Annotated in this window: 10 protein-coding genes; 8 read left to right on the top strand and 2 right to left on the bottom strand. The window is 63.7% G+C overall.

The features are described 5' to 3' along the window. Positions 1–48: 48 nt before the first annotated feature. Complete coding sequence (locus ACSSNI_RS11470) at positions 49–702, top strand: DUF2238 domain-containing protein (protein WP_200640135.1); 654 nt, start codon at positions 49–51, stop codon at positions 700–702. A 15-nt stretch (positions 703–717) separates the two neighbouring features. Here the strand turns inward: ACSSNI_RS11470 and ACSSNI_RS11465 are convergent, their stop codons facing one another. Beyond that, positions 718–1,125 carry a VanZ family protein gene (locus ACSSNI_RS11465; RefSeq protein WP_102836472.1) on the bottom strand — a complete coding sequence of 136 codons (408 nt, stop codon included), beginning with the start codon at positions 1,123–1,125 and terminating at the stop codon, positions 718–720. A 344-nt stretch (positions 1,126–1,469) separates the two neighbouring features. On the opposite strand from ACSSNI_RS11465, the gene ACSSNI_RS11460 reads away from it, so the two are divergent. From ACSSNI_RS11460 to ACSSNI_RS11430, 7 genes are all read left to right on the top strand, one after another. Beyond that, the gene (locus ACSSNI_RS11460; RefSeq protein WP_234484683.1) at positions 1,470–2,618 is read left to right on the top strand and encodes an MlaE family ABC transporter permease; all 1,149 of its coding nucleotides are present in this window, start codon (positions 1,470–1,472) and stop codon (positions 2,616–2,618) included. After that, positions 2,615–3,400 (top strand): ABC transporter ATP-binding protein, encoded by a 786-nt coding sequence (locus ACSSNI_RS11455; protein ID WP_418952684.1) that lies wholly within the window; start codon positions 2,615–2,617, stop codon positions 3,398–3,400. The genes ACSSNI_RS11460 and ACSSNI_RS11455 overlap by 4 nt, the downstream gene beginning before the upstream one ends. After that, a complete protein-coding gene (locus ACSSNI_RS11450; RefSeq protein WP_200640136.1) occupies positions 3,400–4,338 on the top strand; it encodes an MlaD family protein in 939 nt (312 codons plus the stop codon). The genes ACSSNI_RS11455 and ACSSNI_RS11450 overlap by 1 nt, the downstream gene beginning before the upstream one ends. Further along, positions 4,335–4,958, top strand: coding sequence for an ABC-type transport auxiliary lipoprotein family protein (locus tag ACSSNI_RS11445; RefSeq protein WP_200640137.1), 624 nt, complete (start codon positions 4,335–4,337; stop codon positions 4,956–4,958). Before ACSSNI_RS11450 ends, ACSSNI_RS11445 begins: the two co-directional genes overlap by 4 nt. A 111-nt stretch (positions 4,959–5,069) precedes the next feature. Then, on the top strand, positions 5,070–6,146 hold the full coding sequence (locus tag ACSSNI_RS11440) for an HlyD family secretion protein (RefSeq protein WP_200640138.1): 1,077 nt from the start codon (positions 5,070–5,072) through the stop codon (positions 6,144–6,146). Then, positions 6,143–8,884, top strand: a complete 2,742-nt coding sequence (gene rbbA, locus ACSSNI_RS11435; protein ID WP_200640139.1) for a ribosome-associated ATPase/putative transporter RbbA — start codon at positions 6,143–6,145, stop codon at positions 8,882–8,884. The genes ACSSNI_RS11440 and rbbA overlap by 4 nt, the downstream gene beginning before the upstream one ends. Position 8,885: 1 nt before the next feature. Further along, positions 8,886–10,013: an ABC transporter permease gene (locus ACSSNI_RS11430; RefSeq protein WP_200640140.1), complete on the top strand. Its 1,128-nt coding sequence runs from the start codon at positions 8,886–8,888 to the stop codon at positions 10,011–10,013. Here the strand turns inward: ACSSNI_RS11430 and ACSSNI_RS11425 are convergent. Continuing rightward, positions 10,010–10,339, bottom strand: coding sequence for a hypothetical protein (locus tag ACSSNI_RS11425; protein ID WP_200640141.1), 330 nt, complete (start codon positions 10,337–10,339; stop codon positions 10,010–10,012). The two genes, ACSSNI_RS11430 and ACSSNI_RS11425, sit on opposite strands and share 4 nt — an antisense overlap. Between the last annotated feature and the right edge of the window lie 272 nt (positions 10,340–10,611).

Genomic DNA, 10,611 nt, shown 5'->3' with positions numbered 1-10,611 from the left:
GTCGTTGCGCTTGTCCTAAAGAACAAGGAGAACGACTCAGGAGATTCCATGGCTACAGACAGACGCCACCGACGTTACCTTTTGACCTTGGTCGGCATGTTCCTGTTGATCTGGGGCGCGTTGGCGATCAACCCCTTCAACCGCCACGACTGGCTGTTGGAGAACCTGTTGGTTGTGGGGCTGGCCGCGGCCTTGTTGCTGGGCCACAAGCACTACTTGCCCTCCCGCAGTGCCGCGACGCTGATATTCCTTTATCTCTGCATTCACCAGCTCGGCGCTCATTACACCTACGCCAACGTGCCGTACAACGAATGGTGGCAGGCGCTGACAGGCGAAGGGCTGAATGAACAGCTGGGCTGGGAGCGCAATCAGTTCGACCGCCTGGCGCACTTCAGCTATGGGCTGCTGCTGGCCTATCCGATGCGTGAAGTGCTGATCCGACTGGGCATTCGCCCAGGGATCTGGAGCCTCATCCTGCCGATAGACATCGTGCTGTCGACCTCGGCGATCTACGAGCTGATCGAATGGGCAGGCGCGGAAGTGTTGGACGGCGGCCTGGGGCGCACCTTTCTTGCCACCCAGAATGATCGCTGGGACCCGCAAAAGGACATGGCGCTGGCGGCCGGCGGCGCACTCATCGCCATGATCGTCACTGGAATCATGGCCCGAGCACGGCGCCCGCACAGAGAATCGCAGGAGTGACGACGGCCACCGGCTTCAGGGTCGGGCGGCGTCTCCGAGCCGCTCGGGCGCGTCGGGGGTCTCGGGATCAGTGGTCACACCGATCCGCCGCAAATACCACTGATAAGCCAGGTACGAGCAACCCCAGCCGAGCAGAACGCCAAGAGTATTGGCGAGCATGTCGCCCAGCGACGCCTGTCGATTGGGCAACAGGCTCTGGCCGACCTCGATCAGCGTGGCCGCGACCAGGCTCACCGCCACCGCCCAGAATACGTGCCACTGCGGAACAGCCAGGCGCAGCGAGAACATCAGCGCGGCAAAGCCAAGCATGTGATGCAGCTTGTCCTGCTGATCGAAGACCTGGGGGACCGGTTCGGGCCGCAGCCCGCTGAAAAGGATGATTGCTAGCACCGCGAAGAAAGGCAGGATGCGCAAGTAATTCATAGGCAATCGGAAGCTCTCGCTGAGATGAGATGGAAAAGGCGAAAATTGGCAGGGCCCGAATCGCGGGCGTGATGAAGACGACTACAAAGGCGGCGTAACATAGCAGCCCCTTGACGCGGTGCGTACCGAGCATGGTCGTCGGCGTGCACGCTATGGAGGACCAAAGCCATCGATAGTTCGTGTGGGCCTGTAACAAATTGCGCCGCCATGACCGACGGCCCCCATCCAAAACCCTGGAGACCCAAACGTAACCTCGTGTTCGAGGTCCGAACTGGTAGGATCTGGGCAATGCTACGGGGAACGGCATGCTCCGCGCTCCGCTACCAGCACTACGGGATACCACTTTGACGCACCCCACTTCGCTGCCAGGCAGTCTGCAGCGGCAGCCCACACAGGACGCACACGCCATACTCACCATTGGCGGCGACTGGACCCTGCAGCACTACGCAACGCTGCGGCGCGAAATCGAGCGCACGCGGCGCCAGATCACCGACTCCGACCAGCTCAAGCTCGACTCGCTTGGCGAGCTGGATACCGCCGGTGCCGGGCTGCTGATCGAGCTCCTCGGCCCCGAGCGCGCTGCCCGCCTTAGCGACTGGGCGTCACAGCTGCCCGCCGAGCGCCAGGCCTTGCTGAAAACCGTGGCCGCCGCGCTGGACCAGCCTGAAGCCGAGCAGGCGCCGGCAACCAATGGCCTGGCCGATGTGCTGGCGGATGTTGGCCGTAGCGTGTCCGGCGTCTGGAACCAGCAACGCACCCTGCTCGGTTTCATCGGCCTGACCCTGCAGACCTTGTTCACGGCGCTGCCCAATCCGCGCCGCTGGCGGATCACCGCACTGGTGGTGCACATCGAGCAGACCGGCTTGGACGCGATCCCCATCGTTGCCCTGCTGACGTTTCTGGTCGGTGCGGTCGTGGCCTTTCTCGGCGCCACGGTGCTGGCCGATTTCGGCGCCACCATCTATACGGTCAACCTGGTGGCCTTTTCCTTCCTGCGTGAATTTGGCGTGCTGCTGGCGGCTATCCTGCTGGCCGGGCGTACGGCCAGCGCCTTTGCCGCGCAGATCGGTGCGATGAAAGCCAATGAGGAAATCGACGCCATTCGTACCCTTGGCTTGAGCCCCATCGAGCTGTTGGTGCTGCCGCGGGTGTTGGCCATGCTGATCACGCTGCCGATCCTGACCTTTATCGGCATCCTCAGCGGCATCGTCGGCGGGCTGGTGGTCTGCTCCCTGGCGCTGGATATCTCGCCGGCAATGTTCTTCACCATCCTGCAGCGGGATATTCCGCTCAATCACTTCCTGGTGGGCATGGGCAAGGCGCCGGTGTTCGCCTTCCTGATCGCGGTAATTGGCTGCCTGGAAGGCTTCAAGGCCAGCGGCAGCGCCCAGTCGGTAGGCGAACACACCACCTCGAGCGTGGTGCAGTCGATCTTCATGGTGATCCTGCTGGACGCCGTCGCCGCGCTGTTCTTCATGGAGATGGGCTGGTGAATGACGATCCCGTGATTCAGGTCCAGGGGCTGGTCAACCGCTTCGGCAATCAGGCGGTGCACGTCAATCTCGACCTGAACATCCGCCGCGGCGAGATTCTTGGCGTGGTTGGCGGCTCTGGCACTGGTAAATCGGTGCTGCTGCGCAGCATCGTTGGCCTGCGCCAGCCAAATGCAGGCAGCGTCAAGGTGTTTGGCGAGAACCTGCTGAAGCTTTCAGCCCAACGCCGCTCGGAAGTCGAGCGACGCTTCGGCGTGCTGTTCCAGCGCGGAGCCCTGTTCACCTCGCTCAATCTCCAGGAAAACGTTGCCCTGCCGCTGATCGAGCACATCGGCCTCAAGCGCGCCGATGCCGAACACCTGGCGCGGCAGAAGCTGGCGCTGGCCGGCCTGCCGCCGGAGGCCGCCTGCAAATATCCCGACGAGCTGTCCGGTGGCATGGTCAAGCGCGCCGCGCTGGCCCGCGCGCTGGCACTGGACCCGGAGGTGCTGTTCCTCGACGAGCCCACCGCCGGTCTCGACCCGATCGGCGCAGCGGCCTTCGACCAGTTGATCCTGACCCTGCGCGATGCGCTGGGTTTCAGTGTGTTTCTGGTCACTCATGATCTCGACACCCTGTACACCATCTGCGATCGCATTGCTGTGCTGGCGCAGAAACGCGTCCTGGTGGTCGACACGCTGGAAAAGGTCGCCGCCACTGACGACGAATGGATTCGCGAATATTTTCACGGCCCGCGTGGCCGCGCCGCGCACGAAGCCGCGCAACGGTTGGAGAACCCCTAATGGAAACCCGTGCCCATCATGTACTGATCGGACTGTTCACCGTGGTCGCGGTTGGCTGCGCCCTGCTCTTCGCCCTGTGGCTGGGCAAATCCAGCATGGACCGCGAATACAGCTATTACGACATCGGCTTCAGCCAGGCCGTCAGCGGGCTGTCCAGTGGCAGCTCGGTGGAATACAGCGGCATCAAGGTCGGCGATGTCACCGAGCTGTGGCTGCAGCCGGACGACCCGCGCAAGGTGCGCGCGCGCATTCGCGTCTACGCCGGCACCCCGATCAAGACCGACACCCAGGCGCGCCTGGCGCTGGCCAATATCACCGGCAGCATGGTCATCCAGCTGCACGGCGGCACACCGGAAGCCCCGCGGCTGGAAGGTGACCGGGACGATCCACCCTTGATCATCGCCGACCCGTCCTCGCTCAGCGCCCTGCTGGAAAACGGCGAAGACCTGATGAGCAACATCAACAACCTGCTGCTCAGCGCCAACCAGATCTTCTCCGAGGAAAACACCACCCGCCTGAGCCGCACGCTGGAACACCTGGAGCAGGCCACCAGCGTGCTTTCGGAGCAACGCGGCGATCTGGCCCAGACGCTCCAGCAATTCAACCAGCTGAGTCAGCAGGCCAATACCGTGATGGGTGAGCTGTCGAGCCTGGCGCGCAACGCCAACGGCCTGCTCGATGACCAGGGCCGCAGCGTGCTGGACAGTGCGACTCAGGCGATGAGCGCTCTGGACCGCACCACATCAGGCCTGGATACCCTGCTCGAAGAAAACCAGGGCGCGCTGAACAACGGCATGCAGGGTTTCAACGAGCTCGGCCCGGCGATCAACGAACTGCGCAGCACTCTCGGGGCGCTGCGCCGTGTCACCCAGCGCCTGGAAGACAACCCCAGCGGGTTCCTCCTCGGCCGCGACAAAGTGCAGGAGTTCAACCCATGAGCCTTCGCCACAGTTCCATGCGCCGCCTCGCCCTGTTTGGACTGATCACGGCGCTCAGCGCCTGTTCGGTTCTGCCGGAATCCGAAACCCTGCGGATCTTCTTGTTGCCGACCTCACCGACACTGCAACAGGCCAGCGAGCCGACCATCCAGCAGGCGCTGCGCATCAATACCCCCCAAGCCAGCCGGATTCTCGCCAGCCAACGCATCGCCGTGGTGCCACAAGGCAACGAGATCAGCGCCTACGGCAGCGCACGCTGGAGCGATGCGGCGCCGGCGTTGCTGCGTGACCGGCTGATCGAAGCCTTCCAGCGTGACGGGCGCATGCCCTCGGTGAGCAACGAGGACGTCAACCTCTATGCCGATCTCAGCCTGCATAGCGATCTGCGGGCCTTCCAGGCCGTGTACATCGATGGCAAGCCGGTGGTGGTGATCACCCTCGATGCGCGGCTGGTCAATCGCAACGACCAGCGCACCCTGGCCAATCACCGCTTTGAAGTACGTCAGCCGAGTGCCGACCCCAGCGTGGAAAGTGTGGTCGAGGCCTTCGGTCAGGCCAGCGACAGGCTCAGCGCCGAGATTCTCGAGTGGACGCTGAGCCATGCCCAACAGCAGCCCTGAGCAAATGCCGCACGCTAGGCGCTAATCGCGCCGGAATTGATCCAGATACACACAAACTGCGTACTAGAGCGCCTAAGATGACTCCGCACATTCAACAGCCGGAGCAGAGTCATGAGTCAGCCACGCACCCGAGCCACCCTCAAGGTGCTTGCGGCCGTCGCCGTGATTGCCGTCATCGGGGCGCTGCTGTGGAGCGAACTGCGCCCCAGCGGTCTCGGCGAAGGTTTCGCCAGCGGTAACGGCCGTATCGAAGCGACCGAAATCGATGTCGCCACCAAGAACCCGGGCCGGGTGCTGGAGATCCTCGCGGACGAGGGTGATTTCGTCCAGCCGGGCCAGGTATTGGCACGTATGGACACCGATGTACTCCAGGCGCAACTGAACCAGGCGCGTGCGCAGGTCCGCCAGGGCGAGAATGCCATCCTTACCGCAGAGGCCATGGTCGCCCAGCGCGAAAGCGAACGCGCCACCGCCGAAGCTGTGGTGACCCAGCGCCGCGCCGAACTGACCGCAGCCCAGAAGCGCCATCAGCGAACCGAAACCCTGGTCGCACGCAACGCCATGGCGCGCCAACAACTCGATGATGATTTGGCCGCCATGCAGAGCGCTCAGGCGGCGCTGGCGGCGGCGCGCTCGCAAGTGCTATCTGCCGACGCCGGCATCGCCGCCGCAAGATCCCAGGTAGTCGAGGCGCGATCGGCTGTCGAAGCGGCGCAGGCTGGCGTCGAGCGCCTGCAAGCAGACATTCGTGACAGCGAATTGAAGAGCGACCGGGTGGCTCGCGTGCAATACCGGGTGGCGCAACCCGGTGAAGTCCTTGGCGCGGGGGGCAGGCTGCTCAACCTGGTCGACCTGACCGACGTCTACATGACCTTCTTTCTTCCCGAACGTCAGGCCGGCCGCGTGGCCATCGGCGCCGAGGTACGCCTGGTGATCGACGCCGCTCCGCAGTATGTGATCCCGGCCAAGGTCAGCTATGTGGCCAGCGTGGCGCAGTTCACGCCAAAGACGGTGGAAACCGAAAGCGAGCGCGAAAAGCTGATGTTCCGGGTCAAGGCACGTATCGACCCTGAACTGCTCAAGCGCCACATGGAGCAGGTCAAGACCGGCCTGCCGGGCATGGCCTATCTGAAACTCGACGCTGACAGCGAGTGGCCCGCCGACCTGCAGATCAATGTCACGCCATGAGCGAGCCGCTCGATTCAGTGGTGCAGGTGGCGGGGGTCAGCCTGCAGTATGGCAAGACGCGTGCGCTCGATGAGCTGACGCTGAGTTTGCCCGCGCGATGCATGGTCGGCCTGATCGGCCCCGATGGCGTGGGCAAATCCAGCCTGCTGGCGTTGATTTCCGGGGCGCGCAAGCTCCAGCAAGGCACGCTACAGGTGCTCGGCGGTGACATCGCTGACGCCGGCCACCGGCGCAGGGTCTGCCCGCGCATCGCCTACATGCCTCAGGGCCTGGGCAAGAATCTTTATCCAACGCTGACTGTGCGCGAAAACCTCGAGTTCTTTGGCCGCCTGTTCGGTCAGGCCGCCGAGGAGCGCCGCTGGCGCATTGCCGAACTGACGCGCAGCACAGGTCTCGCGCCCTTCCTCGAACGACCGGCGGGCAAACTCTCCGGCGGCATGAAGCAGAAGCTGGGCCTCTGCTGCGCACTGATCCACGACCCCGACCTGTTGATCCTCGACGAGCCCACGACCGGCGTCGATCCGCTGTCACGCGCGCAGTTCTGGGAATTGATCGAACGCATCCGTCACGAGCGCCCGCAGATGAGCGTGCTGGTGGCCACTGCCTACATGGACGAGGCGCAGCGCTTCGATCAACTGGTAGCGATGGATGCCGGCCGCGTACTCGCCACCGGCACACCGGCCGAGCTGCTGGCGAGCACTGGCAGCGACTCGCTGGAACAAGCATTTATCCGCCTGCTGCCGGAAGCCAAGCGCAGTCAACATCGTGAACTGGTCATCCCGCCGCAGCCGCACAGCGAACGCATTGCCATCGAGGCCCATGGGCTGACCATGCGCTTCGGCGATTTCGTCGCGGTGGATCAGGTCAATTTCCGCATTGCCCGCGGTGAAATCTTCGGCTTTCTCGGCTCCAACGGCTGCGGCAAGACCACCACCATGAAAATGCTCACCGGTCTGCTGCCAGCCAGCGAGGGCGAGGCGCTGCTGTTCGGCAAGCCGGTGGACCCGCATGACATGCAGACCCGCCAGCGGGTCGGCTACATGTCCCAGGCGTTCTCGCTGTACAGCGAGCTGACCGTGCGTCAGAACCTCGACCTGCACGCAAGGCTGTTCCACCTGCCGGCCGAACGGCGTGGCCCGCGCGTGCAGGAGATGCTCGCGCGCTTCGACCTCAGCGCCGAGGCCGACAGCCTGCCCAGTCGCTTGCCGCTGGGTGTGCGTCAGCGCCTGTCGCTGGCGGTGGCGGTGATCCACAACCCGGAAATCCTGATTCTCGACGAACCCACTTCTGGCGTCGATCCGGTGGCCCGCGACGGCTTCTGGGAGTTGCTGGTGCAGCTGTCACGGGAAGACGGCGTGACCATCTTCATCTCCACCCACTTCATGAACGAAGCGCTGCGCTGCGACCGCATTTCGTTGATGCACGCGGGCCGGGTGCTCGACAGCGACACACCACAGGCGCTGATGGCCAAGCGCGGCCTGCCGACCCTTGAAGAGACGTTTATCGCCTACCTGCAAGAAGCCGCCGCAGCCAACGTTGCCGGGCAGCCAGCAGCCGCGCCAGCCGCTACGCATGGCCCGCTCGACGCGACCAGCACCAGCGTCCGCCAGGCCCGTTTCAGCCTGCGTCGGCTGCTCAGCTACACCCGCCGCGAGGCCATGGAACTGCGCCGCGACCCGATCCGCGCAACGCTGGCGATGCTCGGCAGCGTGCTGCTGATGTTCATCATGGGCTACGGGGTCAGTTTCGACGTGGAAGACCTGACCTACGCGGTACTCGATGGGGACCAGACCACCACCAGTCAGCGCTACCTGCAGAACATCGCCGGCTCGCGCTACTTTCTGGAGAAGCCGGCGTTGGCCGGCCATGCCGACCTGGATGCACGCCTGCGCAGCGGCGAGATCAGCCTGGCGGTGGAAATCCCGCCCAATTTTGGCCGCGACCTCAAACGCGGGGCCGTGCCTGAAGTTGCATTCTGGATCGATGGCGCCATGCCCATGCGCGCCGACACCATCAAGGGTTACGTGCAAGGGATTCATCTGACCTACCTGCAACAACTGGCCCGCGAAGCCGGCGTGGACGGACAACTGGCGCCAGCCGACGTTGCCATCCGCTATCGCTACAACCCCGACGTGCAAAGCCTGCCGGCCATGGCGCCGGCGATGATCCCGCTGCTCTTGATGATGATTCCGGCGATGCTCACCGCCCTCGGCGTGGTGCGCGAGAAAGAGCTGGGCTCGATCACCAACTTCTACGTCACCCCGACCACCCGCCTGGAATTCCTGCTCGGCAAGCAGCTGCCCTACATCGCCCTGGGCATGTTCAACTTCGCCACCCTGGCGTTGCTGGCGGTGTTTGTCTTCGGCATTCCAATCAAGGGCAGTATCCTCACCCTCTGCCTTGGCGCTCTGCTCTACGTGGCCTGTGCCACCGGGCTGGGCCTGTTGATGTCCTCGATCCTGAACAGCCAGATCGCGGCGATTTTTGGCACCACCATCGTTACCCTGCTGCCAGCCATCCAGTTTTCCGGGCTGATCCATCCGACCTCGGCCATGGAGGGCGCCGGCGCCGTTATCGGCAAACTCTATCCCACCACTCATTTTCTGATCATCAGCCGCGGGGTGTTTTCCAAAGCACTGGGCCTGGCCGACCTATACCCCTATTTCATTCCAATGCTACTGGCGATTCCACTGCTGACCCTGCTCAGCGTCGCCGGCCTGCGTAAGCAGGAGCGCTAGCATGGCTAGCATTCGGCGCAAGCTCAGCAACATCATCCAGCTCGGCCTCAAGGAGCTGCGCAGCCTCTACCGCGATCCGGCGATGCTGGTGCTGATCATCTATTCGTTCACCCTGGCCATCTATGAAGGCGCCACCGCCGTGCCCGAGGCGCCACACCGCGCCAGCATTGCCGTGGTCGACGAGGATCGCTCTCAGGCCTCGCTGCGTATCATCAACGCCTTCCAGCTGCCCTACTTCATCGAGCCCAAGGCCATCACCCTGCAGCAGATGGACAGCGGCATGGATGCCGGCCTCTACACCTTTACTCTGAACATTCCACCAGGCTTCCAGGCAGACTTGCTGGCTGGCCGCCAGCCGACGCTCCAGCTCAATGTGGACGCCACCCAGGTCAGCCAGGCGTTCACGGGCGCCGGGCATATTCAGCAGATCATCGCCAGCGAGACCGCCGAGTTCGTCCGCCACTACCGCAGCGGCGATGCCCTGCCGGTCACGGCAGTGGTACGCACGGCATTCAACCCCAACCTGAATCGGGCCTGGTTCGGTGCCGTGAATGAGGTGATCAACCAGATCACCATGCTGGCGATCATCCTCACCGGCGCTGCGCTGATCCGAGAACGTGAACACGGCACCATCGAGCACCTCCTGGTGATGCCGGTGACGCCCGTTGAGATCATGGTGGGCAAGGTCTGGGCGATGGGGCTGGTGGTTCTGGTTGCCGCGGCGTTCGCCCTGCGCTTCGTGGTCGAGGGCTGGCTCGATATTCCTATTCAGGGCTCGCTACTGCTGTTCGCCGGCGGAGCCGCGCTGCACCTGTTTGCCGCGACATCCATGGGCATTTTCTTCGGCACGGTGGCCCGCTCGATGCCGCAACTGGGGCTGCTGGTGATCCTCACGCTGATCCCGTTGCAGATCCTCTCCGGTGGGGTGACCCCGCGCGAGAGCATGCCCACGCTGATCCAGAACATCATGCTGGCGGCGCCAACCACCCATTTCGTCGAACTGGCGCAGGCCATTCTCTTCCGCGGTGCAGGCGTCTCGGTCATCTGGCCACAACTGCTGGCGCTGCTGGCAATTGGCGCGGTGTTCTTTTTCGGGGCGTTGTCGCGGCTGCGGCAGTCGTTGCGTTAGCGGTCGTTGCCGCCGGACTGGTCGCTCTCGGGCGAAGGTTGCAGTTCGACCTCGAGAATCGAACCGCCCGCAGCGTGCTCGAACCCGGTCAGCGCGCTGACCAATCGCAGCTGATGATCAAAGCTCGACTGAATCTGCGCCACCCGCGACACCATACGGCGGCTGGCGATGCGCACAGCAGGGTCTTCGCTGGCCATCATCTCGAACGAATGGGTGGCCAGAGCGTCGCTCAGTTGCGACAGGCTGCGCGCGGTCAGGCTCAAAAACTCGGCCAATTGCTTGCTACAAGTGTGCATTCCATTGCCACCAATAATTGATATCGCCATGATCTTACTGCATTTCTGCCACTTGCCAGCACCAGCGCTCTGGTCGAATCGCTACAGCCTCTGGACAGACCCCGGACAATCTCGCGTCAGCCAGGGCAATTCGGTGAGAAAAATAGGCTACGCGGCCCGTCACGGCGGGCAGGGCTCTGGCCAGCGGTTTGCCGGAACAACGCGGACCGGCACATTCACACCCGTTCATGGCTCACAGCCGCGAGCGGGAATTTTTGTATTTTCGGCGGGTCTATCCTGCCGACATGCCAAGAGCCTGTAGC

This window comes from Stutzerimonas tianxiuensis (assembly GCF_053470365.1).
The sequence above is the reverse complement of the archived record's forward strand: the minus strand, read 5'-3'. Positions and strand labels throughout refer to the sequence as shown.

Excerpts from the sequence above, each read along its gene's own strand:
- ACSSNI_RS11470 (WP_200640135.1), top strand. The coding sequence starts at position 49 with ATGGCTACAGACAGACGCCACCGACGTTACCTTTTGACCTTGGTCGGC.
- ACSSNI_RS11465 (WP_102836472.1), bottom strand. The coding sequence starts at position 1,125 with ATGAATTACTTGCGCATCCTGCCTTTCTTCGCGGTGCTAGCAATCATC.
- ACSSNI_RS11450 (WP_200640136.1), top strand. The coding sequence starts at position 3,400 with ATGGAAACCCGTGCCCATCATGTACTGATCGGACTGTTCACCGTGGTC.
- ACSSNI_RS11445 (WP_200640137.1), top strand. The coding sequence starts at position 4,335 with ATGAGCCTTCGCCACAGTTCCATGCGCCGCCTCGCCCTGTTTGGACTG.
- ACSSNI_RS11440 (WP_200640138.1), top strand. The coding sequence starts at position 5,070 with ATGAGTCAGCCACGCACCCGAGCCACCCTCAAGGTGCTTGCGGCCGTC.
- rbbA (WP_200640139.1), top strand. The coding sequence starts at position 6,143 with ATGAGCGAGCCGCTCGATTCAGTGGTGCAGGTGGCGGGGGTCAGCCTG.
- ACSSNI_RS11430 (WP_200640140.1), top strand. The coding sequence starts at position 8,886 with ATGGCTAGCATTCGGCGCAAGCTCAGCAACATCATCCAGCTCGGCCTC.
- ACSSNI_RS11425 (WP_200640141.1), bottom strand. The coding sequence starts at position 10,339 with ATGGCGATATCAATTATTGGTGGCAATGGAATGCACACTTGTAGCAAG.